41 protein-coding genes are annotated in these 23,793 nt (G+C 35.4%); 2 read left to right on the forward strand and 39 right to left on the reverse strand.

Features of this window, described 5'->3' with window-relative positions; genetic code table 11:
* Nucleotides 1-19 precede the first annotated feature (19 nt).
* Nucleotides 20-748 (forward strand): GntR family transcriptional regulator, encoded by a 729-nt coding sequence (locus tag BMX03_RS01530; RefSeq protein ID WP_177159335.1) that lies wholly within the window; start codon nucleotides 20-22, stop codon nucleotides 746-748.
* Between the two features lie 136 nt (nucleotides 749-884).
* On the opposite strand, the gene BMX03_RS11510 is transcribed toward BMX03_RS01530, so the two are convergent.
* From BMX03_RS11510 to BMX03_RS01545, 3 genes are read right to left on the reverse strand one after another with little or no spacing between them, the layout of a single operon-like run.
* Nucleotides 885-1,088 (reverse strand): aldo/keto reductase, encoded by a 204-nt coding sequence (locus BMX03_RS11510; protein WP_218138517.1) that lies wholly within the window; start codon nucleotides 1,086-1,088, stop codon nucleotides 885-887.
* Between the two features lie 9 nt (nucleotides 1,089-1,097).
* Nucleotides 1,098-1,910 carry an SDR family oxidoreductase gene (locus tag BMX03_RS01540; protein ID WP_091693368.1) on the reverse strand — a complete coding sequence of 271 codons (813 nt, stop codon included), beginning with the start codon at nucleotides 1,908-1,910 and terminating at the stop codon, nucleotides 1,098-1,100.
* Between the two features lie 17 nt (nucleotides 1,911-1,927).
* Entirely contained in the window at nucleotides 1,928-2,671 is a 744-nt protein-coding gene (locus tag BMX03_RS01545) for a carboxymuconolactone decarboxylase family protein (RefSeq protein ID WP_091693371.1), read from the reverse strand.
* A gap of 167 nt (nucleotides 2,672-2,838) precedes the next feature.
* Here BMX03_RS01545 and BMX03_RS01550 point away from each other — a divergent pair, with 167 nt between their 5' ends.
* A complete protein-coding gene (locus tag BMX03_RS01550; protein ID WP_015562915.1) occupies nucleotides 2,839-3,612 on the forward strand; it encodes a DUF134 domain-containing protein in 774 nt (257 codons plus the stop codon).
* Nucleotides 3,613-3,662: 50 nt separating this feature from the next.
* On the opposite strand, the gene BMX03_RS01555 is transcribed toward BMX03_RS01550, so the two are convergent.
* The 36 genes from BMX03_RS01555 to tuf form a co-directional block, all read right to left on the reverse strand.
* Complete coding sequence (locus BMX03_RS01555) at nucleotides 3,663-4,172, reverse strand: P-loop nucleotide/nucleoside kinase family protein (RefSeq protein ID WP_091693372.1); 510 nt, start codon at nucleotides 4,170-4,172, stop codon at nucleotides 3,663-3,665.
* A gap of 45 nt (nucleotides 4,173-4,217) precedes the next feature.
* Nucleotides 4,218-4,988: a tRNA pseudouridine(38-40) synthase TruA gene (gene truA, locus BMX03_RS01560; RefSeq protein ID WP_015562917.1), complete on the reverse strand. Its 771-nt coding sequence runs from the start codon at nucleotides 4,986-4,988 to the stop codon at nucleotides 4,218-4,220.
* 103 nt (nucleotides 4,989-5,091) lie between these two features.
* Nucleotides 5,092-5,916 (reverse strand): energy-coupling factor transporter transmembrane component T family protein, encoded by an 825-nt coding sequence (locus BMX03_RS01565; protein ID WP_015562918.1) that lies wholly within the window; start codon nucleotides 5,914-5,916, stop codon nucleotides 5,092-5,094.
* A complete protein-coding gene (locus tag BMX03_RS01570) occupies nucleotides 5,910-6,779 on the reverse strand; it encodes an energy-coupling factor transporter ATPase (RefSeq protein WP_075555157.1) in 870 nt (289 codons plus the stop codon). The genes BMX03_RS01565 and BMX03_RS01570 overlap by 7 nt, the downstream gene beginning before the upstream one ends.
* A 29-nt stretch (nucleotides 6,780-6,808) precedes the next feature.
* Nucleotides 6,809-7,660, reverse strand: coding sequence for an energy-coupling factor transporter ATPase (locus BMX03_RS01575; protein WP_177159336.1), 852 nt, complete (start codon nucleotides 7,658-7,660; stop codon nucleotides 6,809-6,811).
* 200 nt (nucleotides 7,661-7,860) lie between these two features.
* Nucleotides 7,861-8,202: a 50S ribosomal protein L17 gene (gene rplQ, locus BMX03_RS01580; protein ID WP_008538845.1), complete on the reverse strand. Its 342-nt coding sequence runs from the start codon at nucleotides 8,200-8,202 to the stop codon at nucleotides 7,861-7,863.
* Nucleotides 8,203-8,222: 20 nt separating this feature from the next.
* Nucleotides 8,223-9,179, reverse strand: a complete 957-nt coding sequence (locus tag BMX03_RS01585; protein WP_022227858.1) for a DNA-directed RNA polymerase subunit alpha — start codon at nucleotides 9,177-9,179, stop codon at nucleotides 8,223-8,225.
* Nucleotides 9,180-9,222: 43 nt separating this feature from the next.
* Complete coding sequence (gene rpsD, locus BMX03_RS01590; RefSeq protein ID WP_008538847.1) at nucleotides 9,223-9,816, reverse strand: 30S ribosomal protein S4; 594 nt, start codon at nucleotides 9,814-9,816, stop codon at nucleotides 9,223-9,225.
* 21 nt (nucleotides 9,817-9,837) lie between these two features.
* Nucleotides 9,838-10,230, reverse strand: coding sequence for a 30S ribosomal protein S11 (gene rpsK / locus BMX03_RS01595; protein WP_018998532.1), 393 nt, complete (start codon nucleotides 10,228-10,230; stop codon nucleotides 9,838-9,840).
* Nucleotides 10,231-10,249: 19 nt separating this feature from the next.
* Nucleotides 10,250-10,618, reverse strand: a complete 369-nt coding sequence (gene rpsM / locus BMX03_RS01600; protein ID WP_015562925.1) for a 30S ribosomal protein S13 — start codon at nucleotides 10,616-10,618, stop codon at nucleotides 10,250-10,252.
* Between the two features lie 15 nt (nucleotides 10,619-10,633).
* A complete protein-coding gene (gene rpmJ / locus BMX03_RS01605) occupies nucleotides 10,634-10,747 on the reverse strand; it encodes a 50S ribosomal protein L36 (protein WP_004092858.1) in 114 nt (37 codons plus the stop codon).
* Nucleotides 10,748-10,802: 55 nt separating this feature from the next.
* Nucleotides 10,803-11,021 carry a translation initiation factor IF-1 gene (gene infA, locus BMX03_RS01610; RefSeq protein ID WP_008538853.1) on the reverse strand — a complete coding sequence of 73 codons (219 nt, stop codon included), beginning with the start codon at nucleotides 11,019-11,021 and terminating at the stop codon, nucleotides 10,803-10,805.
* A 263-nt stretch (nucleotides 11,022-11,284) separates the two neighbouring features.
* The gene (locus BMX03_RS01615; RefSeq protein ID WP_018998533.1) at nucleotides 11,285-11,929 is read right to left on the reverse strand and encodes an adenylate kinase; all 645 of its coding nucleotides are present in this window, start codon (nucleotides 11,927-11,929) and stop codon (nucleotides 11,285-11,287) included.
* An 11-nt stretch (nucleotides 11,930-11,940) separates the two neighbouring features.
* The gene (gene secY / locus BMX03_RS01620) at nucleotides 11,941-13,197 is read right to left on the reverse strand and encodes a preprotein translocase subunit SecY (protein ID WP_008538855.1); all 1,257 of its coding nucleotides are present in this window, start codon (nucleotides 13,195-13,197) and stop codon (nucleotides 11,941-11,943) included.
* Nucleotides 13,198-13,638 carry a 50S ribosomal protein L15 gene (gene rplO, locus BMX03_RS01625; protein WP_022227859.1) on the reverse strand — a complete coding sequence of 147 codons (441 nt, stop codon included), beginning with the start codon at nucleotides 13,636-13,638 and terminating at the stop codon, nucleotides 13,198-13,200.
* Nucleotides 13,639-13,659: 21 nt separating this feature from the next.
* Nucleotides 13,660-13,845, reverse strand: coding sequence for a 50S ribosomal protein L30 (gene rpmD / locus BMX03_RS01630; protein ID WP_008538857.1), 186 nt, complete (start codon nucleotides 13,843-13,845; stop codon nucleotides 13,660-13,662).
* A 15-nt stretch (nucleotides 13,846-13,860) separates the two neighbouring features.
* Nucleotides 13,861-14,361, reverse strand: a complete 501-nt coding sequence (gene rpsE, locus BMX03_RS01635) for a 30S ribosomal protein S5 (protein WP_008538858.1) — start codon at nucleotides 14,359-14,361, stop codon at nucleotides 13,861-13,863.
* A gap of 22 nt (nucleotides 14,362-14,383) precedes the next feature.
* Nucleotides 14,384-14,743, reverse strand: coding sequence for a 50S ribosomal protein L18 (gene rplR, locus BMX03_RS01640; RefSeq protein WP_091693375.1), 360 nt, complete (start codon nucleotides 14,741-14,743; stop codon nucleotides 14,384-14,386).
* A gap of 36 nt (nucleotides 14,744-14,779) precedes the next feature.
* Nucleotides 14,780-15,325 (reverse strand): 50S ribosomal protein L6, encoded by a 546-nt coding sequence (gene rplF, locus BMX03_RS01645; RefSeq protein WP_008538860.1) that lies wholly within the window; start codon nucleotides 15,323-15,325, stop codon nucleotides 14,780-14,782.
* Between the two features lie 28 nt (nucleotides 15,326-15,353).
* Nucleotides 15,354-15,752, reverse strand: coding sequence for a 30S ribosomal protein S8 (gene rpsH / locus BMX03_RS01650; RefSeq protein WP_008538862.1), 399 nt, complete (start codon nucleotides 15,750-15,752; stop codon nucleotides 15,354-15,356).
* Nucleotides 15,753-15,779: 27 nt separating this feature from the next.
* Entirely contained in the window at nucleotides 15,780-15,965 is a 186-nt protein-coding gene (locus tag BMX03_RS01655) for a type Z 30S ribosomal protein S14 (RefSeq protein WP_008538864.1), read from the reverse strand.
* Nucleotides 15,966-15,990: 25 nt separating this feature from the next.
* Nucleotides 15,991-16,530, reverse strand: coding sequence for a 50S ribosomal protein L5 (gene rplE, locus BMX03_RS01660; protein ID WP_008538865.1), 540 nt, complete (start codon nucleotides 16,528-16,530; stop codon nucleotides 15,991-15,993).
* Between the two features lie 21 nt (nucleotides 16,531-16,551).
* Nucleotides 16,552-16,884, reverse strand: a complete 333-nt coding sequence (rplX, locus tag BMX03_RS01665; protein ID WP_022227862.1) for a 50S ribosomal protein L24 — start codon at nucleotides 16,882-16,884, stop codon at nucleotides 16,552-16,554.
* A 24-nt stretch (nucleotides 16,885-16,908) separates the two neighbouring features.
* Entirely contained in the window at nucleotides 16,909-17,277 is a 369-nt protein-coding gene (gene rplN, locus BMX03_RS01670; RefSeq protein WP_008538869.1) for a 50S ribosomal protein L14, read from the reverse strand.
* A 39-nt stretch (nucleotides 17,278-17,316) separates the two neighbouring features.
* Nucleotides 17,317-17,577 (reverse strand): 30S ribosomal protein S17, encoded by a 261-nt coding sequence (gene rpsQ, locus BMX03_RS01675; protein ID WP_008538871.1) that lies wholly within the window; start codon nucleotides 17,575-17,577, stop codon nucleotides 17,317-17,319.
* A 58-nt stretch (nucleotides 17,578-17,635) separates the two neighbouring features.
* Nucleotides 17,636-17,830, reverse strand: coding sequence for a 50S ribosomal protein L29 (gene rpmC, locus BMX03_RS01680; RefSeq protein WP_008538872.1), 195 nt, complete (start codon nucleotides 17,828-17,830; stop codon nucleotides 17,636-17,638).
* On the reverse strand, nucleotides 17,820-18,257 hold the full coding sequence (gene rplP / locus BMX03_RS01685) for a 50S ribosomal protein L16 (RefSeq protein ID WP_008538873.1): 438 nt from the start codon (nucleotides 18,255-18,257) through the stop codon (nucleotides 17,820-17,822). Before rplP ends, rpmC begins: the two co-directional genes overlap by 11 nt.
* Entirely contained in the window at nucleotides 18,257-18,931 is a 675-nt protein-coding gene (gene rpsC / locus BMX03_RS01690) for a 30S ribosomal protein S3 (RefSeq protein ID WP_008538874.1), read from the reverse strand. The genes rplP and rpsC overlap by 1 nt, the downstream gene beginning before the upstream one ends.
* 19 nt (nucleotides 18,932-18,950) lie before the next feature.
* Nucleotides 18,951-19,283: a 50S ribosomal protein L22 gene (rplV, locus tag BMX03_RS01695; protein ID WP_008538875.1), complete on the reverse strand. Its 333-nt coding sequence runs from the start codon at nucleotides 19,281-19,283 to the stop codon at nucleotides 18,951-18,953.
* Nucleotides 19,284-19,304: 21 nt separating this feature from the next.
* A complete protein-coding gene (gene rpsS / locus BMX03_RS01700) occupies nucleotides 19,305-19,586 on the reverse strand; it encodes a 30S ribosomal protein S19 (protein WP_022227863.1) in 282 nt (93 codons plus the stop codon).
* A gap of 62 nt (nucleotides 19,587-19,648) precedes the next feature.
* On the reverse strand, nucleotides 19,649-20,485 hold the full coding sequence (gene rplB / locus BMX03_RS01705; protein ID WP_008538877.1) for a 50S ribosomal protein L2: 837 nt from the start codon (nucleotides 20,483-20,485) through the stop codon (nucleotides 19,649-19,651).
* 27 nt (nucleotides 20,486-20,512) lie between these two features.
* Nucleotides 20,513-20,794 carry a 50S ribosomal protein L23 gene (rplW, locus tag BMX03_RS01710; protein WP_008538878.1) on the reverse strand — a complete coding sequence of 94 codons (282 nt, stop codon included), beginning with the start codon at nucleotides 20,792-20,794 and terminating at the stop codon, nucleotides 20,513-20,515.
* On the reverse strand, nucleotides 20,794-21,417 hold the full coding sequence (rplD, locus tag BMX03_RS01715; protein WP_008538879.1) for a 50S ribosomal protein L4: 624 nt from the start codon (nucleotides 21,415-21,417) through the stop codon (nucleotides 20,794-20,796). The genes rplW and rplD overlap by 1 nt, the downstream gene beginning before the upstream one ends.
* A 26-nt stretch (nucleotides 21,418-21,443) precedes the next feature.
* On the reverse strand, nucleotides 21,444-22,085 hold the full coding sequence (rplC, locus tag BMX03_RS01720; RefSeq protein ID WP_008538881.1) for a 50S ribosomal protein L3: 642 nt from the start codon (nucleotides 22,083-22,085) through the stop codon (nucleotides 21,444-21,446).
* Nucleotides 22,086-22,101: 16 nt separating this feature from the next.
* Nucleotides 22,102-22,413, reverse strand: a complete 312-nt coding sequence (gene rpsJ, locus BMX03_RS01725) for a 30S ribosomal protein S10 (RefSeq protein WP_008538883.1) — start codon at nucleotides 22,411-22,413, stop codon at nucleotides 22,102-22,104.
* Nucleotides 22,414-22,590: 177 nt separating this feature from the next.
* The gene (gene tuf / locus BMX03_RS01730) at nucleotides 22,591-23,778 is read right to left on the reverse strand and encodes an elongation factor Tu (RefSeq protein ID WP_022227864.1); all 1,188 of its coding nucleotides are present in this window, start codon (nucleotides 23,776-23,778) and stop codon (nucleotides 22,591-22,593) included.
* Nucleotides 23,779-23,793: the final 15 nt, after the last annotated feature.

Raw genomic sequence — 23,793 nt, forward strand, 5'->3', positions numbered from 1 at the left:
TTGGCAGAGGAGGAGAGCCATGAGTAATAAATGTCTACATGCTGTTATTTATGACAAATTACTAAACAGAATTATTAATAACGAATTTAAAGATACTAATAAACTTCCATCTGAAGCAGAATTACAAAAATATTATGGTGTAAGTAGAATCACTATTCGTAGAGCTATTCAAGATTTACAAAATGATGGATATGTAATGAAATATTCCGGAAAAGGAACTATTATACAGTCCCAAAAATTTATTTTAGATTTACAAAAATTAGATAGTTTTAGTAATGAAACCAAAGTAAAAGGAATTGATTCTTATTCAATTTTAGTGAAATTTGAAAATATATTGCCTCCTATAAAAGTTAGAAATGCTCTAAATTTATTAAGTAATGATAAGGTTTATTATATAGAACGTATTCGTTGTATGAACAATTCTAAAATAGGTGTCCATAAAAGTTATATAACTCAAAAAAACAATATAATTTTAAGAAATTCTGATTTCACAGATAAACATTCATCTTTATATGAACTATTAAAAAAACAGCATATTCAATTAAATTCCGCACAAGAAAACATTGAAGCTATTATGCCTTCTAGCTATATTCAGAACCTTTTAGAGTTACCTTCTAATATTCCAATTTTTTATAGAGAGCGTTTAACTTATGATATTAATGATATTCCTGTTGAATATGTTGAAATGTTTTATCGCTCAGATGATTATAAATACACTATTAAACTAAATATTAATAAAAATAAATAACATTATATATCCTACACTTTAAAAGTTTTTTATCTAACTTTTAAAGTGTATTTTTTAATTCCTATAAAACTTATATCTCTATTAATATTTTGTTTTATTTATTATTTTTCTTATTTCATGGAACAAAGCCATTCTATTATCTTAAGATCATAATGACTAAAGAAACAATTTTTTTAGTATCTAATGTTGATATTAAATTCATATCTTCACTAGATAATTCAAAATCAAATACATTAAAATTCTCTTTTAAGTATTCTATTCTTACAGATTTTGATATACATACAATATTTCTTTGTAATAACCAACGTAAAAGAATTTGTGCTATAAATTTTTGAAAAATATTCCTTTTTTATCTATTTAAATCGCCATAAAAATATGCTGCTGTAGCTCCGCCATCAACTAAGAAATCTGCGCCTGTATTTTCACTCATCAATAATTCTGCTACATTTGCCACTTCATCTGCTGTACCTGGTCGTCCTACTGGTGCTTTGGCAAACATATTTTTATAAAAAGCACCTCTTTTACCGTTAAATTCATCTATAGCAAGTGGAGTAACTATAATTCCCGGAGAAATTGAATTTATACGAGCTTTTTTCTTACCCCATTTTACAGCTTCTGCCATAACTCTTTTTACATTACAACGTTTTGCTAATTGATAAGCATGTAAATTGTCTTTTTTATTTTCTACTTGTAAAACAGATAAAGATAATAAATCTTCACAATCAGTAGTTGCTAATTGTTCATCAATTTCACTACCTAAAGCTTCCATGCGATGACCTGATTGACTAGAAATCGTTACGCCTGTGCCATATGGTTTGATTACTTTTCCGACTTCTTCTAATAAAACATCTGTTCCATATAAATCTACTTTTAAAATAGTTTCTATAGAAGCTTGACTAGGTGATACACCAGCTACATTTATAAGCATTCCTATCTGACCATATTTTTGAGCTTCCTGTATATAATTCTTAATAGATATTCTATCTGCTAAATCTACTTCTAAATAATTTACATCAAAACCAGCATTATACATAATATCTGCTATTTTTTTAGCATTAACTAAATTTTTATCACCAATTATTATTTTTTTATCAAAGCCAATACGTCTAGCGATAGCCATACCTATTTGACCTGCGCCTACTAATAATAAAACATCTTTCATCAAAAAATCTTCTTTCCTTATTTATCACAAACTTTTTTTATACAAGCTAGGGCATTTAAACTTCTAGGATAACCAATATATGGCAAACATTGAGTTAAAACTTTTAATAAAAATTCTTTATCATTGCCAACATTTAAATTACCTTGAATATGTGCTGTCAATTGATTTTCACAACCGCCTTGTGCCAAGATAAAACAAAAAGTTATCATCTCTCTTTGTTTTAAATCTAAACCTTTACGAGTGTAATAATCACCAAAACAATTTTCTGCAAGCCAGCGATTTATATGTCTAGTTTCACTATCTCCGGATTTCCAAAAATCTTTCATATTTTCGCCAAAGATATCAACTTGAGCTTGTATACCTTTTTCTAATCTAGTCTGTCTTGTAGTTGTTGATTGCGCTTCAAGTGGTAAATTGATATTTAAAGATTTAAAACAATCATTTACAATCTCTAAAAAGTCAGCTACTCTGCCTATTCCTAGATAAGCTACAGCTTGATAAATTATTTCTTTTATTTCTACAGGTGTAACCTTCATCTTCAAACTATCTGGCAATATACATTCAAAAGCTTTTCTGCCCTGACAACCAATCAATGTAGCAAGTATAGCCATCATGCGAGTTTTATCATCTAAATCATTTTGATTAACGACATCATCAAAAGCAAAATCAGCAAAAAACTTTGCAAAATCTGGGTCTGTTTCGCCAAATAATATAGCTTTATCATTTAATAATTTATCCTGATATTTTTCTCCGTTATTCATAAAAATCACTCTTTTCTTATGTATTTTTTTATTATTATAGAACTTTAAGTAAACTCCAAGTCAAATGATTATCTGAAAAATTTTTTAATTAAACTTGTTTTTTCTTAACTAATATCTTATAATAATAATCGACATATGTCGGAAATAAATTTTAGTGAGATGATTTTATGGCAAGACCTAGTCGCTGTCGCAAGATTTGTTTTGAACCAACTTATGATAGTTTTATTCCTGAAGGCATCTCTAATGGTGAAAAAATTATTTTGACCTTAGATGAATATGAAGTAATTCGCCTAATAGATTTAAATAAACTCACCCATGAACAAGCTTCTAAACAAATGAATATTTCTCGCACTACAGTCAGTGAAATATATGAAATTGCTCGCTATAAAATAGCCAACAGCCTTGTACATGGTCGTCCACTATTGATTTCTGGTGGCAATTATCAACTTTGCCAAGGAGAACAAAACTGTTTACAAAATTGCCCTAAACGAAAAATTCACAAACAACAAATTATAACTAAAAAAGGAGTAAATACAATGAGAATAGCTGTTACATACGATAATGGAAATATCTTCCAACATTTTGGTCATACATCACAATTTAAAGTTTATGATATTGAAAATAATCAAATCGTGAATGAACAAATCATTGATACACAAGGTCAAGGACATGGTGCTTTAGCTACATTTTTAAATAATGCTCAAGCAGATATCTTAATCTGTGGTGGTATCGGCGGTGGAGCTCAAAATGCTTTAGCTCAAGCTGGTATTAAATTATTCGGTGGCGTTATGGGAAATGCTGATGAAGCTGTAAAAGCATATCTTAATGGCACATTAAACTATAATGCTAATGTACAATGTAATCATCATGGTCACGGTCATTCTTGCGGTGGTCATGGACATGCTTGCCATGAAGATAAACATGGTTGTTCTGGTAACTAATCAAATTATTCACTAACAAAAAAGCAGTAGATATAAATCTACTGCTTTTTTTATATATCACTTATATTATATTTTTCATCAATTAATATATATTTATAATTATATTGCTTACATATCTCTAAATTACGTTTATTTTCCTTTATCAACAATTCTTTTGTACAATAACTATCATCTAAACGCTTTTCAATGATATTCGCTTTTTGTTTTATCGTACTAAAATTATTTTTTATATATTCTTCACTCATAATTAAACAACAATATTTTATTTCTTCTAAATATCTTTGTTTAAAATACCCAATCCAATCTGCTGGAATATAACAGCCTTCAACAATTAAATTTCGTTTATTTTCAATAGCAGTTTTTATCATTTCTACAACAATTGACCATAAATATTTAGTCAATTGCTCATCATCTTCCACTGTTAAATTAGTTTGTCCACTTCTAATTAAACCCATCTTTAAATGATCTATACTTAAATAAGGATATTTATATTTTTCTAATAATTTTTGTGCAAACAAAGTCTTTCCTGTATGACTAGCACCTGCAATTAAAATGACCATTTATACCTCTACATCTTTATTATTCATAGCTTAAACAAAATATTATCAATAATATACTTTTTGCAAATACAATCCATTTGCTGGTGCCATCTTCCCTGCTAAAGCTCTATTTTTAGCCTCTATTATTTTTGGCACTTCATGTTTATCCACTCTACCAAGCCCAATATTTATCATCAAACCCATGATATTTCTGACCATATGATATAAAAATCCACTGCCCCAAAATTTAAAAGTATATACATTATTTTCTTTTGTACAACTAGCTTCATAGATTTCACGAATAGGGCTTGTATCATTTCCGCCAGCAGAACGAAATGAAGAAAAATCATGCTCTCCTTCAATATATTTTAAAGCCTCTTGCATATCTTCTAAATTTAATTTTTTATTTACATGCCAATAAAATCTACTCATAAATGGGTCTGCTAATTCATTTTCAAAAACCTTATAAATATAAATCTTAGATTTTACACTATGTAGTGCACTAAAATCACGGTCAGCTTCTTCTGCCTTTAATAAAACTATATCATCTGGTAACAAGCGATTTCCTGCACGCACTACATTTTGAATAGGAATAGTTCCATCAGTAAAAAAATTCACCACTTGACCTATAGCATGAACACCAGCATCTGTTCTACCTGCTGCCGCTAACTCAATACTATCACCAAATAATTTAAATAATGCACCCTCTAATACATTTTGCACAGCTACAACTTTAGTCTGTCTTTGAAAACCATGATAATTTGTCCCATCATAACTAAGCGTAAGTTTTATATTACGTCTTCTAGCTTTCATCATTTCCTTATGTTCAGATTTCATTTTCTATCCTCGTTTAATTTTTTATTTTATCGCTTCAAAAAAGAACTAGTCTATTATATACATTTAAAATAAACTAGTTCTTTTAGATTATACATATTTAATTTTATAAAGTAAATAATACCATATGGGGAAAAACTATTTTTATAACTGTCAAAATTAACAAAATCCCTATAAAAGCAGTCATTGCTATATAATCTCTAGAGGTAAAACTCAATTGTTTCAAGCGTGTTCTACCCACTCCGCCATGATAACATCTTGCTTCCATAGCCATAGCCAAATCATCTGCTCTACGAAAAGCACTGATAAATAACGGTATCAATATTGGCATAAAAGCTTTGACTCTTTTTAAGATATTTCCTGTCATAAAATCAGCCCCACGAGATTTTTGAGCTTTTATAATTTTATCCGTTTCTTCCAATAAAGTAGGAATAAAACGAAGTGCTATCGTCATCATCATAGCTAATTCATGAGCTGGCACGCCAAATCTTTTTAATGGTTTCATCAAATCTTCCAAAGCATCAGATAATACAAGTGGTGGCGTTGTAAATGTCAATAAAGATGCTCCAAACATCAATAATAACAATCTAAGACAGACAAAGCTACCATTTGCCAAACCTTCCCATGTAATACTAAGTTTCCAAACTTCAAAAATAACTTTTCCTTGTGTCGTAAATGAATGCAAAATAAAAGTAAATAAAATAATCCAGATAATTGGCTTTATGGATATAAAAAACATTTTTAAGGGAATTTTTGACATATACATCAAAGAGCCAATTAACACGCACCATATAATATAGTCTAATTGGCTATCAAAAACAAAAATCCCCACGATTAAAATAAATAAACTTACGATTTTCAATCTAGCATCTAATTTATGCAATAAAGAATTCGCTGGGAAAAATTGACCAATTTTTATATCAGTTAACATTTTATCCCTCTCTTTCTCAAAGCTACTAAAATATTATTTAAAACTTCTTGTTTATTTAAAGCATTTATATCCACATCTAAACCATATTCTTTTATTTTTCGCAATAATTGCATCACTTCTGGCTCTAATAAGCCTGCTTGTTCAATTACATCTTTATGTGTAAAAACTTCGCGTGGCTCGCCATATATCATTAATTTTCCCTGTCTCATAATAGCTACCTTATCTGCCAAAAGTGCTATATCGTCCATATTATGCGATACCATAATAATCGTCATCTTTTCTTTTTGATGTAATTTTTTCACCTTTTGTAATAAATTCTGTTTAAGTCTAGGGTCAAGACCTGCTGTCGGCTCATCTAAAACTAGATATTTAGGCTTTAATGCTATTATTCCAGCTATTGCCACACGTCTCATTTGACCGCCACTCAATAAAAAAGGAGATTTATCTTTATACTCCTCATAATCTAATTCTACAAAATCCATTGCTTCTTTGACTCTTTGCTTTACTTCATCTTCACTACAACCAAAATTTCTAGGGCCAAAAGCAATATCTGCAAAAATACTTTCCTCAAATAATTGTTGTTCTGGATATTGAAACACCATACCCACACTACGTCTGGCATGTAAAGTCTTTTTATCCTTCTTTTTATTAATGTCAATACCATCAATAAAAACTTCACCTCTAGTAGGATTTAATAAACCATTAAAATGTTGCATAAGTGTGGATTTTCCTGAACCTGTATGACCTGCAATAGCTACAAATTCACCTTCATTTATTGTTAAACTGACATTATTTAATGCTTTTTTTTCATATGGCGTATTTTCCATATAAATATGACTTATATTTTTTACCTCTATTGGCATCTTCTCACCACTTTAAAATCTATTTAATATTATTTACATATTAATTGTTGTAATTCTTTAGCTAAATTTTCATTGTCAAAAACATTAGCTAATTTCAAACCTTTTTTCTGCAAAGCATCTACAATATCTACAGCTAAAGGTACACTAAGACCTATTTTCTTTAAATTTTCCTTTTGTTTAAAAATATCTTTTGGCATACCATCTTGTATTATCTTGCCATCATTCATGACAATAATTCTATCTGACTGCACAGCTTCCTCCATGAAATGTGTAATTATAATAATAGTTATATTATATTTTTCATGTAATTCCTTCAAAGCTTTCATTACAGCATTTCTACCCTGTGGGTCAAGCATTGCTGTCGGTTCGTCTAAAACTATACATTGAGTACGCATCGCTATAGCCCCAGCAATAGCAGTCAATTGTTTTTGCCCACCTGATAACAAATGCGGTGGCATTTTGCGCAAATGCTCAATATGCAAAGATTTTAAAGCAAATTCTATTCTATCTTTTATTTTTTCACGCTCAAGACCCATATTTTCAGGGCCAAAAGCAATATCATCTTCTACTACAGTAGCGATTATTTGATTGTCAGGATTTTGAAATACCATACTTACTTTTTGACGTACTTTCCAAATATCCTCACTATCATCAACTTTCATGCCATCAACAATACATTCGCCTTCACTTGGCAATAATAAGCCATTGAAATGCTTTGCTAGTGTTGACTTACCTGAACCATTAACGCCAATAATAGCTATAAATTCACCTTTATCTATCTTTAAATTAATATTATCTAACGCTATTTTTTCTGTTTTTTTCTCATCATTTTCCCTAAAAATATGTGTGAGATTTTTCACTTCTATAAAACTCAATATCATCACCTATAAATCTATATAAAAAAATAAGAACTGCAATCAAAATTACAGTTCTTATTATACCCATTTTAAATTGTTAACACAATCACCTTATCAAGTAAACCAAAAATCTATTAATTAAATTTTTAACTTAATTGATAAGGCGAAGGCGGTCCATTTGACCGCCTCACATATCAATAATTCAATGAATTACTAATTCTAAATTATTTTACTAACTCTAAAAGAGCCATTGGAGCAGCGTCACCACGACGTACGCCTAATTTAAGAATACGAGTATAACCACCATTGCGGTCATTATATTTAGGTGCAATTTCATCGAATAATTTTTTTGCAACTTCTTTATCAACAAGTTCAGCAATAACCTGACGGCGAGCACTTAAGTCATCGCGTTTTGCAAGGGTAATGAGTTTTTCAGCAAGACCGCTGATTTCTTTAGCCTTAGCTTCAGTAGTTTCAATGCGTTCATGTTTAAAAAGGGAAACTAGCACACTACGGAATAAAGCTTTACGTGCACTGGAGTTGCGTCCTAATTTACTGTAGCCCATTAGCAGCCTGTCCTTTCCTGTTATTCTTTTTCAGCGAGTGTTAATCCCAATTCCTGTAATTTTTTCTTAACTTCTTCAAGAGATTTACGACCAAGGTTTCTAACTTTAATCATATCATCTTCACTCTTTTGCATTAAATCTGCAACAGTGTTGATTTCAGCTCTCTTCAAGCAGTTGTAAGAACGTACAGATAAATCAAGATCCTCGATTGTCATTTCCATAACTTTAGAAGTATTATCTTCTTCTGGTACATTGAAAATTCCTTCGTCTGCAGGAATATCTTCTACAGAACCACCCATATTCTGGAATAGACGCAAGTGAGTAATCAAAATGCTAGCTGATTTACTTACTGCTTCTTCTGGTTTTATAGAACCATCAGTCCATACTTCTAATGTAAGTTTATCATAGTCGGTAACATTACCAACACGAGTATCTGTTACTGTATAGTTAACTCTTTGAATAGGAGAGAAGATGGAATCGATAGGGATAATACCAATAACCTGATCTGGTTTTTTATTTTTATCAGCAGGTGTATATCCTCTTCCACGTTCAACTACCATTTCCATTTTCAAAGAACCAGTTTCATCAACAGTAGCAATATGCAAATCTTTATTGAGAATCTCAATATCAGAATCAACAATAATGTCTGCTGCTGTTACTTCTTTTTCACCAGTAACATCTATACGAATGGTATGAGGTTCTTCATCATGCATTTTTAAGCATAATTCTTTTAAGTTTAAGATAATGTTTGTTACATCATCACGAACCCCAGGAATAGTAGAAAATTCATGAAGAACACCATCAATTTTGATAGATGTTATAGCCGCACCCTCTAAAGAAGACAACAAAATACGACGTAAGCTGTTGCCAAGAGTAGTACCATATCCGCGTTCCAATGGTTCACAGACAAATTTACCATAACGGTTGTCTTCACTTATTTCCACAATCTCAATCTTTGGTTTTTCGATTTCGATCATCTGAAACAACCTCCTATTCTATGCGCTATAAAACACAGACATATTATCTGGAGTACAATTCGACAATCGCCTGTTCATCAACTGGAATATCAATTTCGTCGCGGTTAGGGAATCTTGTAACAGAACCGCTAAGATTCTGGATATCAGCAGTAAGCCAAGCTGGTACGTTTAAAGCATTTTTGCTTTCTGCAATTTCTTTGAATAATGCAGTACCACGGCTTTTTTCTTTAACACCGATTACATCGCCAACTTTAATTAAAGCGGAAGGAATGTCAAGACGTTTACCATTAACAGTGATGTGACCATGGGAAACGAGCTGACGAGCCTGACGACGAGTGGATGCAAGACCTAAACGGAAAACAACGTTGTCAATTCTACGTTCGAGAAGACCAAGTAAGTTTTCACCTGTTACGCCTGGCATAGTTTTAGCTTTATCATAATAAGCTCTAAACTGTTTTTCTAATACACCATATATAAATTTAGCTTTTTGTTTTTCTTTTAACTGCATTCCGTATTCGCTTACTTTACGACCAGAACGTTTAGGCTGTCTTTTGGAGCTTTTTGCAAGACCAACTACAGCTGTTTCTAAGCCGAGAGCGCGACATCTTTTCAGAGAAGGAACTCTGTCAATAGCCATATTTCTACTTCAACCTCCTAATTATACTCTTCTACGTTTAGGTGGGCGACAACCATTATGTGGAATTGGAGTAACATCTTTAATCATGTTAACTTCAAGACCAGTTGCCTGTAAAGATCTGATTGCAGCTTCACGACCTGCACCAGGACCTTTTACATATACTTCAACCTGTTTTAAACCATGTTCCATTGCTGCTTTTGCTGCAACTTCTGCTGCCATTTGAGCTGCAAATGGAGTGCTTTTTCTAGAACCTCTGAAGCCAAGCCCACCAGCACTAGCCCAGGATAAAGCATTACCATTTTTGTCAGTGATAGTAACAATTGTATTATTGAAAGTCGAACGAATGTGTGCAACACCGTATTCGACATTTTTACGATCTTTTCTCTTTGGACGAGATGTTTTATTTGCTGCCACTTATTAAACCTCCTTCTTCTTAGCCTTTTTTACCCATTACAGTCTTTTTAGGGCCTTTACGAGTACGCGCATTATTTTTTGTATTCTGACCGCGTACAGGTAAGCCTAAACGATGGCGTCTACCGCGATAGCATCCGATTTCAACCAAACGTTTAATATTTAAAGAAATTTCACGACGAAGGTCACCTTCTACAAGATGATTTTTGTCGATATATTCACGTAACTTAGCAACTTCATCTTCAGTAAGATCACGTGCTCTAGTATCTGGATTAATACCAGTAGCAGCTAAGATATCCTGAGAAGTTTTAAGACCAATACCAAAAATATATGTTAAAGCAATTTCAACTCGTTTATCGCGTGGTAAATCTACACCGGCAATACGTGCCATACAATCAGCACCTCCTTATCCTTGTTTCTGTTTATGTTTAGGATTTTCGCAAATAACCATTACATGACCTTTGCGTTTAATAACTTTACATTTTTCACAAATAGGTTTTACTGATGGTCTAACTTTCACTGCATGTACCTCCTTCTACATTGCTATAATGCCTATCAAATTATAAAAATAGGTCTTATTTAAAACGGTAAGTGATTCGGCCTCTGGTCAAATCATAAGGCGTAAGTTCAATAGTAACTTTATCACCTGGCAGGATGCGGATAAAATTCATACGAATTTTACCAGAAACATGAGCTAGTACAACGTGACCGTTTTCTAACTCTACTTTAAACATTGCATTAGGCAAAGCTTCTAATACTTTACCTTCAACTTCAATTACATCTTGCTTAGACATGAAATTCTCCTTCAATTAAAGCTTAAGTTGGGCCGAAAACTCTTTGAGGTTTGAATTATCATGCCCATGATATGCCCAAACCTGTCAGTAATCCGTTTTTACAGCAATGCCATGCCCAACATTATTGTTATCTGCCGCAGAAAAACATTCCTGTTCACTGCCCGAATATTAATTATAACATATTACAGCGTTTAAATATATCATTATCAGCGATTTTTTTCACACTTTTTTTATACAGATATATTACCGTATTATATTATCAATTAACTGCGCAAAATTGCAACAATGTCTTGGAATACTTTATCCATTGACTGACTTCCGTCAACTTCTTTGTAAAGTTCTTCTTTTTCATAATAAGAAATAAGAGGCTTTGTCTGTTCTTCATAAACAGAAAGACGATTTTTCATTGTTGCTTCGCTGTCGTCAGCTCTTTGATAAAGGTCACCGCCGCACACGTCACAAATTCCGTCTTTCTTAGATGGCTTAAATTCTACATGATAAGTAGCACCGCATTTTTTACAAATACGACGACCAACTGCTCTTCTGATTAATTCACTTGCTGGAACAGCAACGTTCAAAGCACAGTTAAGTTTTAAACCTAATTCACTTAAAATTTTATCCAAAGCCACAGCTTGTTCTACTGTACGAGGAAAACCATCCAAAATAAATCCTTTTTCGCAGTCAGCTTTAGCTAAACGTTCTTTTACAATACCAATTGTAACTTCATCTGGAACTAATTGTCCAGCATCCATGCAAGCTTTTGCTTGTTTTCCAAGTTCAGTACCTTCTTTTACTGCTGCACGAAACATATCCCCAGTGGAGATATGAGGAATTTTAAATTCTTCTACTAGCCTAGCTGCCTGTGTACCTTTACCAGCACCAGGAGGGCCCATTAAAAGGATGTGCATAAAAATCCTCCTTACTTCATAAAACCTTCATAATGGCGCATTACGACCATTGATTCAATTTGTTTCATCGTATCAAGAGCAACCCCAACTACGATTAATAATGCTGTACCACCAAAATGAATTCCTTCAATATGAGTAGCACCAGCTATCATTGTTGGTAAAATTGCAATGAATGCAAGGAAAAATGCACCCGCTAATGTAATACGTGTCATAATACGGTCTAAATAATCTGCAGTTGCCTGACCTGGACGAATTCCAGGAATAAAACCACCGTATTTTTTCAAATTATCAGCGAGATCCGGAATTTTAAATGTAACCGCAGTGTAAAAATACGTAAAAAATAAAATCAATAATGCATATACAGCACTTTGAAAAGGTGTTCCCCATTGGAAATAATCAGCAATTGTTTTAATCCAAGGAGTTTGTACAAACTGAGCTAAAGTGGCTGGGAACATCAATACTGATGATGCAAAGATGATTGGTATAACGCCGGCCTGATTTACTTTAAGCGGTATATGCGTAGATTGGCCACCGTAAGTTTTACGACCTACAACTCGTTTTGCGTAGGACACCGGAACTCTACGTTGTCCTTGCTGAATGGCAATAACAAAAACAATCATAGCAAGGGCGATTATTGCAAAGAATAACACATTAAAATAGCTTATTGTGCCTGCTTGCAAGTAATTATATATAGTACCCAAATTTTGTGGAAGTGCTGCAACGATACCTGCGAAAATAATAAGCGATATACCATTTCCCACACCATGTGCAGTTATCTGCTCACCAATCCACATGAGGAACACTGTTCCTGCTGTTAGGGTAATTGCAATAATAAGAATTGATGTAATACTAGGATTAATTATGGCCTGTTTAAGACCAATAGACATACCTATAGCTTGTAAAAATGCCAAGACAACAGTCAAATAACGGGTCGTCTTGGTTATCTTTTTATGTCCCTCTTCACCTTCTTTAGACCACTGTTCCAAAGTAGGTACTACTACGGTCAACAATTGAATAATAATTGACGCGTTGATATATGGGGTAATACTCATAGCAAAGAGAGAAAATTTACTTAAAGCACCACCGGAAAATAAATCCAACAAGCCAAACAAGTTACCGCTGTTAAATAACTGTTCAATTACTGAAGGATTTACTCCAGGCACCGGGATATGAGTCCCGAGCCTGAAGACTGCAAACATAATTAGTGTAAATACTATTTTCTGTCGCAATTCGGTGATTTTGAGGATATTGCTAAGAGCTGAAAGCACTTAGATCACCTCTACTTTTCCACCTGCTGCTGTAATTTTTTCTTCAGCAGATTTTGTGAAGCCGTTTGCTACAACAGTTAATTTCTTAGTAATTTCGCCGTTACCAAGAATACGTACACCGTCACAAACGTTTTTAAGGATACCTGCTTCTACTAGTGCTGCTGGATCTACTGTTGCGCCATCTTCAAAACGATTTAAAGAAGAAACGTTTACTTCAGCATATTCTTTTGCAAAAATATTTTTGAAGCCACGTTTTGGCAATCTACGGTATAAAGGCATCTGGCCACCTTCAAAACCTGTACGTACGCCGCCACCAGAACGAGCGTTCTGACCTTTATGACCACGTCCGGAAGTTTTACCTAAACCAGAACCTAAACCACGACCAACACGAATACGAACTTTTCTAGAGCCCGGTGCTGGTGATAATTCATGTAATTTCATAACCTGGACACCTCCTCTAAATTATTCGCCGATTTTTTCTACTGTAATAAGATGTTCTACTTTATGAATCATACCTCTAATTGTAGCTGTATCTTCATGTTCTACTGTAGAATTTAATTTACGTAATCCCAAAGCCTGAATTGTTCTTCTCTGAGTTTCAGGTCTGCCGATCAGACTTCTTGTAAGGGTAATTTTCACTTTTGCCATTGAAATATTTCCTCCTTAACCTAAAAGTTCCTGAACGGATTTTCCACGAAGTTCAGCTACGAGCTCAGCTTTTTTAAGCTGTTCTAAACCTTTAATAGTTGCACGAACCATGTTATTAGGGTTAGAAGAACCAAGAGATTTTGTTAAGATATTACCAACACCTGCAAGTTCTAAGACTGCACGAGCTGGACCACCTGCGATAACACCAGTACCTTTTGCAGCTGGTTTTAAGAGCACACGACCTGCACCGAATACACCGAGGCTTTCGTGTGGAATAGTTTTATCTACTAAAGAAACTTCTACAAGATTCTTTTTAGCATCTTCAATGCCTTTTCTAATTGCTTCAGGTACTTCGCTAGCTTTACCGAGACCTGCACCAACATGACCGTTTTTATCGCCTACTACAACAAGAGCGCTGAAAGAAAAGCGACGGCCACCTTTTACAACCTTAGCAACGCGATTAATATACACAACTTTTTCTTCTAATTCAAGTGCGTTAGCGTCAATCTTGGCCATTAATTTACCTCCTGTTCCAATATTAGAATTTTAGACCAGCTTCACGAGCTGCATCTGCTAAAGCTGCTACACGACCATGATATACATAGCCACCGCGGTCAAATACAACTTCAGTAATGCCTTTTTCAAGAGCACGTTTTGCTAAAGCTGCACCTACAGCTTTAGCTGCTTCGATGTTACCGCCGTAAGCGTTGAAATCTTTATCTTTGGAGCTTGCGGATACTAATGTAACACCATTAACATCATCAATAACTTGAGCATAAATATTGCTTAAGCTACGGAATACGTTTAAACGAGGTCTTTCATCTGTGCCAGAAATATGATTACGAACTCTTAAATGACGTTTCTGACGAGCTTTATTTTTATCCTGTTTATTAAACAAAACCAGCCTCTCCTTTCTATTTCTAACTAAAGATTATTATTTCTTAGAACCAGTTTTACCAGCTTTACGACGGATATGTTCGCCTTCGTACTTAATACCTTTTCCTTTGTAAGGTTCAGGTTCTCTGTAAGAACGAATTTTAGCTGCCATAGCGCCAACTGCTTCTTTATCGATACCAGATACAACAATCTTGTTAGGAGCAGGAGCTTCTAATTTGATTCCAACAGGAGGTTCAACAACTACTGGATGGGAAAAACCTAAAGATAAGTTAAGGTTTTTACCAGCCTGTGCAGCTCTATAACCTACACCATTAATTTCAAGATTTCTTACAAAGCCTTGTGTTACACCTACAACCATATTGTTGATAAGAGTACGAGTAAGACCATGTAAAGATCTATGCATTTTATCTTCGGATGGACGTTCTACTGTTACAACGCCTTCACCTACTGTAATTTTCATATCTTTATGACAGTCACGGCTAATTTCTCCTTTAGGACCTTTAACCGCTACGTGATTATGTTCATCAACTGTTACAGTAACCCCAGCAGGGATTGTAATCGGTTCTCTACCAATTCTTGACATCTGTACACCTCCTAGTCTAAAACTAATTTTACCATACGTAAGCTAAAACTTCGCCGCCAACACCTTCACGACGTGCTTGTTTATCACTCATAATACCTTTAGAAGTAGAGATGATAGCAATACCAAGACCACCAAGTACGCGAGGTAATTGATCTTTCTTAGCATAAGCACGAAGACCAGGTTTAGAAATACGTTTAATACCAGTGATTACTTGTTCACGGTTTGGACCATATTTCAAGTTAATTGTGATAACACCTTGTTTGTTATCTTCTGCGAAGGAGAAGTCTTTAATGAAACCTTCTTCTTTAAGAACTTCTGCAATAGCCTGTTTAATTTTAGAACCAGGAATTTCAACTTTATCATGAAGTACGGAGTTTGCATTACGCAAACGAGTTAACATATCTGCAATAGGATCAGTCATTCCCATAAATCGATATCCTCCTTTCTTTCAACCTTACCAACTAGCTTTTGTTACGCCAGGGATTGCGCCTTTGTAGCTTTGTTCTCTAAAACAAATACGGCACATTTCAAATTTACGCATATAACCATGTGGACGACCACAGATTTTGCATCTGTTATATTTACGAACCTTAAATTTAGGTTCTTGACTCCATTTCTGGACCATTGCCTTTCTGGCCATAGATCAGTATACCTCCTCTTAAGAATTAAGCACTAAACGGCATACCCATTAATTTAAGAAGAGCTCTAGCTTCTTCATCAGTCTTTGCCGTAGTAACAATAATAATATTCATACCATGAATTTTTTCGATTTTATCATATTCGATTTCAGGGAAAATCAATTGTTCTTTAAGACCAACTGAATAGTTTCCGCGACCATCAAAAGCTTTAGGGCTTACGCCACGGAAGTCACGAACTCGAGGCAAAGCGATATTCATAAATTTATCAAGGAACTGATACATACGAGTTCCACGAAGAGTAACTTTAGCGCCAATAGGCATTCCTGCACGTAATTTCCATGCAGCAAGAGATTTTTTCGCACGAGTCAAAACAGGTTTCTGACCAGCGATAATAGTGAGGTCAGCTACAGCAGAATCTAATGCTTTAGAGTTGTGAGCAGCTTCACCAACACCCATACTAATGATAACTTTTTCAATCTTAGGAAGTTGCATTACATTTTTATAACCGAATTTTTCAGTCATAGCAGGAACAACTTCATTGATATATTTTTCTTGTAATCTATCCACCAAGATATCCTCCTTCCTCAATTATTTTGCTTGGTCTAATGCTTCACCGCATTTTTTGCATACACGAACCATTTTACCATCAATTTCTCTTTTCGCAACACGAGTTGCTTTAGAACAAGCTGGGCAAACTACCATAACTTTGGAAGCAAACATAGGAGCTTCTTTTTCAATGATACCGCCGTTTGGAGCTTTCTGATTAGGTTTAGTGTGACGTTTAATTTTGTTAACGCCTTCAACTACAACTTTATCTTTAGCAGGCATAGCCTGAAGGATTTTACCTTGTTTACCTTTATCTTTACCGGATAATACTAAAACTGTATCACCTTTTTTTACATGCAATTTAGCCTGTGACAAATCTTGGCACCTCCTGTCTATTTATTAAATTACTTCTGGTGCCAGTGAAACGATTTTCATGAAATCTTTGTCACGTAATTCTCTGGCTACCGGGCCAAAAATACGAGTTCCGCGTGGAGTTTTATCATCTTTAATAATAACAGCAGCGTTTTCATCAAAGCGGATATAAGAACCGTCAACACGACGTAAACCCTTTTTAGAACGTACTACTACAGCTTTAACAACGTCACCTTTTTTAACCATTCCACCAGGTGAAGCAGATTTAACTGCAGCTACGATTATATCACCAATGTTGGCATATTTACGATAAGAACCGCCCATTACACGGATACACATAATTTCTTTTGCACCAGTGTTATCACCAACATTCAACATTGTTTGTTGCTGAATCATTGCTTTACCTCCTTCTAAAATTCTATATCAAGTAACAAATTATTTTGCTCTTTCAAGAATTTCAACGAGTCTCCAACGTTTATCTTTAGATAAAGGACGAGTTTCCATAATAGAAACTGTATCTCCTACGTGAGCTTCGTTGTTTTCATCATGTGCTTTAAATTTAACAGTTTTCTTAACTGATTTTTTATAGAGTGGATGACTTTCAGTATCAACTACAGCAACAACAATAGTTTTTTCCATTTTGTCGCTTACAACTTTACCAACTTTAGTCTTGCGTTCATTTCTAATTTCGCTCATTAAAAGAACCTCCTTCCTTCTGCATATCATTTATTATCTATTAGTCTAATCTTAACTATTAAGCTTTTAATTCTTGTTCGCGTTGAATAGTTTTAATACGAGCAATAGTTTTCTTTACTTCTTTGATACGCATAGGGTTTTCAAGCTGACCTGTAGCAAGCTGGAATCTGAGGTTGAATAATTCTTCTTTAAGCGAAGCAAGTTTCTGGTTAAGTTCGCCAGCACTCATTTCACGTATTTCATTAACCTTCATTTACTTCACCCTCCCCTTGCACTTCACGCTTAACAAATTTTGTTTTGATTGGGAGTTTATGGCTTGCAAGACGCATAGCTTCTTTAGCAACTTCTTCGCTAACGCCGCCCATTTCAAACATAATACGACCTGGTTTAACTACTGCTACCCAGTATTCAGGTGAACCTTTACCGCTACCCATACGAGTTTCAGCAGGTTTTGCAGTTACTGGTTTATCAGGGAAGATTTTAATCCAAACCTGACCACCACGTTTAATATAACGAGTCATCGCAATACGAGCTGCTTCGATCTGACGGTTTGTAATCCATGCAGGTTCGAGAGCTTGTAAACCGAATTCACCATGTACTACAGTATTACCTTTATGAGCTTTACCTTTCATAGTACCACGGAACTGTTTACGGTATTTTACTCTTTTAGGTATTAACATTAATCTTCGCTCCCTTCAACAGCTTCTGCTTGTGCAGCAAGTTTCTTTTCAGGAAGAACTTCACCTTTGAAGATCCATACTTTTACGCCAAGACGGCCATAAGTTGTATGTGCTTCAGCTGTACCATAATCAATATCAGCACGTAAAGTATGAAGTGGAATACTACCTTCACGGTAAGATTCACTACGAGCAATTTCAGCACCGCCGAGACGGCCACCTACTGTTACTTTAATACCTTTTGCACCCATACGAATTGTACGGCTAACAGCCTGTTTCATTGCACGACGGAAAGCAACACGACGTTCGAGCTGAGAAGCGATATTTTCAGCTACGAGTGTAGCATCCATATCTGGCTGTTTAATTTCTGCGATATTAATATCTACGTGTTTATCAGTGTATTTTTTAAGGCCTTTTTTAAGCTGTTCAATACCAGAACCACCACGGCCGATAACCATACCAGGTTTAGCAGTATGAATAGTTAATCTGAGACGATTTTTAGAACGTTCTGTTTCAATTTTAGATACGCCAGCAACTTTTAAAGTTTCTTTTAAGAAGCTACGAATTTTAATATCTTCGTGTAAGTTAGCAGCGAAATCTTTACCAGCATACCACTTCGCATCCCAAGTTTTTACGATACCAAGGCGCATACCATGTGGATTAACTTTTTGTCCCAAATCTATTCCCTCCTTCTAATTATTTTTCTTTAACTACGATCGTAACATGAGATGTACGTTTTAAGATTTTGAATGCCTGTCCACGGGAACGTGGGTGAATACGTTTAAGTGTAGGTCCCTGATCAACGAATGCTGTAGCCACATAGAGGTTATCAGGATTCATATCAAAATTATTTTCAGCATTTGCTACTGCTGATTTTAAAACTTTATTAATTACATCAGCACCTGCTTTAGGTGTGAATTTCAATATTGCAAACGCGTCAGCTACGTTTTTGCCACGAATAAGATTCATAACAATACGTACTTTACGCGGAGAAATACGGATATATTTTGCTACTGCTTTAGCTTCCACAGTTGTTCCTCCTTTCAACAATTATCTTAAAGATGTACGTCTTTCTTCGCCAGCATGGCCTTTGTAAGTTCTTGTTGGTGCAAATTCACCAAGTTTATGACCAACCATGTCTTCTGTAACATATACAGGTACATGTTTGCGACCATCATGAACTGCAATTGTATGGCCTACAAATGTAGGAAGGATTGTCGAACTGCGGGACCAAGTTTTAACAACTTTTTTGTCGTTAACTGCATTTAAAGCATCAATTTTCTTTTCAAGGCTTTCTGCAACGTAAGGTCCTTTTTTTACTGATCTTGACAAAATATGTCCTCCTTTCATTTTAGAATAAGGTAATCAATTAAGCTACCTTATTCATAAATTTATTATTTACGACGTTTTGCACGACGTTTAACGATGAGTTTATCAGATGCTTTTTTACGGCGAGTTTTAGCACCCATAGCACATTTACCCCATTTAGTAACAGGATGTTTGCGTCCAACTGGGCTACGGCCTTCCCCACCACCATGTGGATGGTCATTAGGGTTCATCGCAACACCACGGTTTTCAGGACGAACGCCTAACCAACGGTTACGACCTGCTTTACCAATTGTGAGGTTTTCATGTTCTAAGTTACCAATCTGACCGATTGTTGCACGGCAATTGATATGAATTTTACGGATTTCACCAGATGGCATACGTAAGAGAGCATAGTTGCCTTCTTTAGCCATAAGCTGAGCAGCTGCACCAGCGGAACGAACCATCTGACCGCCTTTACCGATTTTCATTTCAATGTTGTGTACTAATGTACCAAGTGGAATATTAGCAAGTGGTAATGCATTACCTACTTTAATATCTGCTTCTGGACCGGATACAATCTGGTCACCAACTTTTAATCCATCTGGAGCTAAGATGTAACGTTTCTCACCATCGAAATAGTTAAGAAGTGCGATACGAGCGCTACGGTTTGGATCATATTCTATAGTAGCAACGCGTGCTGGAACACCATCTTTATTACGTTTGAAATCGATTACACGATATAAACGTTTGTGTCCGCCGCCTTGATGTCTTACTGTTAAACGGCCCTGGAAGTTACGACCACCGTTCTTTTTAAGACTTTCAACCAAGGATTTCTCAGGTTTTTTTGCTGTAATTTCTTCGAAAGAAGAAACAGTCATAAATCTTCTACCTGCAGAATAAGGTTTAAAACTCTTTACTGCCACTTAATTAACCTCCTTTTTATTTTTTACTTAAGCTTGGAAGAACTCGATAGTTTCTCCAGCTGCAAGTTTTACGATTGCTTTTTTATAGTCAGAACGTTTGCCAAGATTACGGCCCATACGTTTTACTTTACCAAGAACGTTAACTGTATTTACGGATTCAACTTTTACGTTGAAGATAGTAGATACTGCTTTGGCAATTTCAATTTTGTTAGCTTCTTTAGCAACTACAAATACGTATTTGCCTTCTTCCATCAATTCAGTTGTCATTTCTGTAACAAGCGGTCTGATAATGATATCTCTAGCTTCCATTATGCTAATACCTCCTCAATACGTGTAATAGCATCTTTAGTAATGAAGAGTTTGTTATGATTTAAGATATCATATACATTTAATCCGCAAGAACTGATAGCTTTTACACCAGGGATATTGCGAGAAGATTTCTCTACGTTTTCTACTACATCAGCAGTAACGATAAGAGCTTTCTCTGCAACGTTGAAATCGCTCATCATTTTTACAACTTCTTTTGTTTTAGGAGCTGCGAAATCTAAGCTTTCTAATACAATGAAATCACCATTGTTTACTTTATCTGTTAAAGCGCATTTAATTGCTAAACGACGCTGTTTACGAGGCATTCTAAATGCATAGGAACGAGGAGATGGACCAAAAACTGTACCACCGCCTACCCAAAGTGGGGAACGGGTGCTTCCGCTACGAGCACGACCTGTACCTTTTTGTTTCCAAGGTTTACGACCGCCACCGCGTACTAAACCTCTAGTTTTTGTTGCATGCGTTCCTAAACGCTGAGCTGCCAACTGCATTACAACTGCTTGATGAACAAGACCTTCGTTAACTTCAACGCCAAATACGCTTTCATTTAATTCGATATCACCGATCTGCTGGCCGGCAACTGTATAAACTGCTACTTTAGGCATAATATAGCATATCCTCCTTCCAATTATTATTTCTTAGGTTTAACTGTATCTTTAATTACAACAAAGCTATTTTTAGCACCAGGAATAGCACCTTTGATTAAAATAAGGTTACGGTCTGCATCAACACGTACAACGCTTAAACGCTGAACTGTAACTTTAGCGCCACCCATACGGCCTGGTAATTTTTTACCTTTTAGTACACGTCCACCATGACCAGAAATCATAGCACCTGTAGAACCTGGTTCACGATGAGATTTAGAACCGTGACCCATAGGACCTCTAGCAAAGTTATGACGTTTAATACCGCCGGCAAAACCTTTACCTTTGGAAGTACCAGTAACATCAACTAAATCACCGGCACCAAATATGTCAACGCTGATGGAGTCACCAGCTTTATATTCAGGAACATCTGCAAGGCGTAATTCACGAATAAATTTTACTGGTTCAACGCCAGCTTTTGCGAAATGGCCTTTCATTGGTTTAGTTACATTTTTTTCTTTAACTGTTCCAAAGCCAATCTGAACGGCATTGTAGCCATCAGTTTCAACAGTTTTGCTCTGAAGAACAACATTTTTACCGGATTCTACAACTGTAACAGGAACTACTTTACCTTCTTCAGTAAAGATTTGAGTCATGCCAAGTTTTTTACCTAAAATTACTTTTGCCATCTATTGCCACCTCCTCTTACAATTTAATTTCGATATCCACACCTGCTGGCAAATCTAAACGCATTAAAGCGTCAACAGTTTTAGATGTTGGTTCTAAAATATCAATAAGACGTTTGTGAGTTCTCATTTCGAACTGTTCACGAGAGTCTTTATTAACATGTGGAGATCTTAAAATTGTAAAAATATTTTTTTCGGTAGGCAATGGAATAGGACCAGATACCATTGCACCTGTTCTTTTAGCTGTTTCAACAATTTTAACGGAGCTCTGATCAAGTGCTTTATGATCATATGCTTTTAAACGAATTCTGATTTTCTGCTGTTTAGCCAAATTATTTTCCTCCTTGTCGCCCAGATTCATGACCCGGACAATTTCTCCACGCCAGTTCCCTTGCCTTATGCAAGCAATCTGCCGCGTCATCGCATTTTAAAAGAACTTTATATAAGGGCAGCAAAATGCCGCCCTTATACAAATTAATTATTAAAAGTAATAAGCTTAAGCTTGAAATTATTCGTCGATTTCGATTACACGACCAGCGCCTACTGTATGGCCACCTTCACGAATAGCGAAGCGAAGACCTTTTTCAATAGCGATTGGAGTGATAAGTTCGATAGACATTTCAATGTTATCGCCAGGCATAACCATTTCAGTACCTTCTGGAAGAGTTACAACACCAGTAACGTCAGTAGTACGGAAATAGAACTGTGGACGATAGTTGGAGAAGAATGGAGTATGACGTCCACCTTCTTCTTTAGTAAGAACGTAAACCTGAGCTTTGAATTTTTTGTGTGGATGAATAGTACCAGGTTTAGCAAGTACTTGACCACGTTCAATTTCTTTACGGTCTACACCACGAAGCAATGCACCGATGTTGTCACCAGCAACAGCGCTATCAAGCATTTTGCGGAACATTTCGATACCAGTTACAGTAGTGGATTTCTTTTCTTCAGAAAGACCAACGATTTCAACAGTGTCACCAAGTTTGAGTTCACCACGTTCTACACGGCCGGTAGCAACTGTACCACGACCAGTGATTGTGAATACGTCTTCAACTGGCATTAAGAATGGTTTATCAGTGTCACGAGTTGGAGTTGGGATATAATCATCAACAGCTTGCATTAATTCAAGAATTTTTTCTTTAGCAGCTGCATCGCCTTCAAGAGCTTGAAGAGCGGAACCAGTTATTACAGGGATATCATCACCTGGGAAGTCATAGCTGGAGAGAAGCTCACGAACTTCCATTTCAACGAGTTCGAGAAGTTCAGGATCGTCAACCTGGTCAGCCTTGTTAAGGAATACAACGATTGCAGGAACACCAACCTGACGAGCAAGAAGAATGTGTTCACGAGTCTGTGGCATAGGGCCATCAGCAGCACTAACAACGAGGATAGCACCGTCCATCTGAGCAGCACCAGTGATCATGTTTTTAACATAGTCAGCATGGCCTGGGCAGTCAACGTGTGCATAGTGTCTAGTGTCAGTTTCATATTCAACGTGTGCAGTGTTGATTGTAATACCACGTTCACGTTCTTCTGGAGCTTTATCAATCATGCTGTAATCTTCGAACTGAGCCATACCTTTTTCAGATAAAACTTTAGTGATAGCAGCAGTTAAAGTAGTTTTACCATGGTCAACGTGACCGATTGTACCAATGTTTACATGTGGTTTAGTTCTTTCAAACTTCTGTTTAGCCATTTAATTAATTTCCTC

The sequence above is a fragment of the Megamonas sp. Calf98-2 genome (genome assembly GCF_900110235.1).
Taxonomy (GTDB): Bacteria; Bacillota; Negativicutes; order Selenomonadales; family Selenomonadaceae; genus Megamonas; species Megamonas funiformis.

Coding starts and splice junctions, on each gene's coding strand:
- BMX03_RS01530 (WP_177159335.1), top strand. CDS start 20: ATGAGTAATAAATGTCTACATGCTGTTATTTATGACAAATTACTAAAC.
- BMX03_RS01540 (WP_091693368.1), bottom strand. CDS start 1,910: ATGAAAGATGTTTTATTATTAGTAGGCGCAGGTCAAATAGGTATGGCT.
- BMX03_RS01545 (WP_091693371.1), bottom strand. CDS start 2,671: ATGAATAACGGAGAAAAATATCAGGATAAATTATTAAATGATAAAGCT.
- BMX03_RS01550 (WP_015562915.1), top strand. CDS start 2,839: ATGGCAAGACCTAGTCGCTGTCGCAAGATTTGTTTTGAACCAACTTAT.
- BMX03_RS01555 (WP_091693372.1), bottom strand. CDS start 4,172: ATGGTCATTTTAATTGCAGGTGCTAGTCATACAGGAAAGACTTTGTTT.
- truA (WP_015562917.1), bottom strand. CDS start 4,988: ATGAAATCTGAACATAAGGAAATGATGAAAGCTAGAAGACGTAATATA.
- BMX03_RS01565 (WP_015562918.1), bottom strand. CDS start 5,916: ATGTTAACTGATATAAAAATTGGTCAATTTTTCCCAGCGAATTCTTTA.
- BMX03_RS01570 (WP_075555157.1), bottom strand. CDS start 6,779: ATGCCAATAGAGGTAAAAAATATAAGTCATATTTATATGGAAAATACG.
- BMX03_RS01575 (WP_177159336.1), bottom strand. CDS start 7,660: ATGATATTGAGTTTTATAGAAGTGAAAAATCTCACACATATTTTTAGG.
- rplQ (WP_008538845.1), bottom strand. CDS start 8,202: ATGGGCTACAGTAAATTAGGACGCAACTCCAGTGCACGTAAAGCTTTA.
- BMX03_RS01585 (WP_022227858.1), bottom strand. CDS start 9,179: ATGATCGAAATCGAAAAACCAAAGATTGAGATTGTGGAAATAAGTGAA.
- rpsD (WP_008538847.1), bottom strand. CDS start 9,816: ATGGCTATTGACAGAGTTCCTTCTCTGAAAAGATGTCGCGCTCTCGGC.
- rpsM (WP_015562925.1), bottom strand. CDS start 10,618: ATGGCACGTATTGCCGGTGTAGATTTACCACGCGATAAACGAGTTGAA.
- infA (WP_008538853.1), bottom strand. CDS start 11,021: ATGTCTAAGCAAGATGTAATTGAAGTTGAAGGTAAAGTATTAGAAGCT.
- BMX03_RS01615 (WP_018998533.1), bottom strand. CDS start 11,929: ATGCACATCCTTTTAATGGGCCCTCCTGGTGCTGGTAAAGGTACACAG.
- rplO (WP_022227859.1), bottom strand. CDS start 13,638: ATGAAATTACATGAATTATCACCAGCACCGGGCTCTAGAAAAGTTCGT.
- rpmD (WP_008538857.1), bottom strand. CDS start 13,845: ATGGCAAAAGTGAAAATTACCCTTACAAGAAGTCTGATCGGCAGACCT.
- rpsE (WP_008538858.1), bottom strand. CDS start 14,361: ATGGCCAAGATTGACGCTAACGCACTTGAATTAGAAGAAAAAGTTGTG.
- rplF (WP_008538860.1), bottom strand. CDS start 15,325: ATGTCAAGAATTGGTAGAGAACCGATTACAATCCCTGCTGGGGTTACT.
- rpsH (WP_008538862.1), bottom strand. CDS start 15,752: ATGGGAATGACTGATCCTATTGCAGATATGTTAACTCGTTTGCGTAAT.
- BMX03_RS01655 (WP_008538864.1), bottom strand. CDS start 15,965: ATGGCCAGAAAGGCAATGGTCCAGAAATGGAGTCAAGAACCTAAATTT.
- rplN (WP_008538869.1), bottom strand. CDS start 17,277: ATGATTCAGCAACAAACAATGTTGAATGTTGGTGATAACACTGGTGCA.
- rpsQ (WP_008538871.1), bottom strand. CDS start 17,577: ATGAGCGAAATTAGAAATGAACGCAAGACTAAAGTTGGTAAAGTTGTA.
- rpmC (WP_008538872.1), bottom strand. CDS start 17,830: ATGAAGGTTAATGAAATACGTGAAATGAGTGCTGGCGAACTTAACCAG.
- rplP (WP_008538873.1), bottom strand. CDS start 18,257: ATGTTAATACCTAAAAGAGTAAAATACCGTAAACAGTTCCGTGGTACT.
- rplW (WP_008538878.1), bottom strand. CDS start 20,794: ATGGAAGCTAGAGATATCATTATCAGACCGCTTGTTACAGAAATGACA.
- rplD (WP_008538879.1), bottom strand. CDS start 21,417: ATGCCTAAAGTAGCAGTTTATACAGTTGCCGGCCAGCAGATCGGTGAT.
- rplC (WP_008538881.1), bottom strand. CDS start 22,085: ATGGCAAAAGTAATTTTAGGTAAAAAACTTGGCATGACTCAAATCTTT.
- tuf (WP_022227864.1), bottom strand. CDS start 23,778: ATGGCTAAACAGAAGTTTGAAAGAACTAAACCACATGTAAACATTGGT.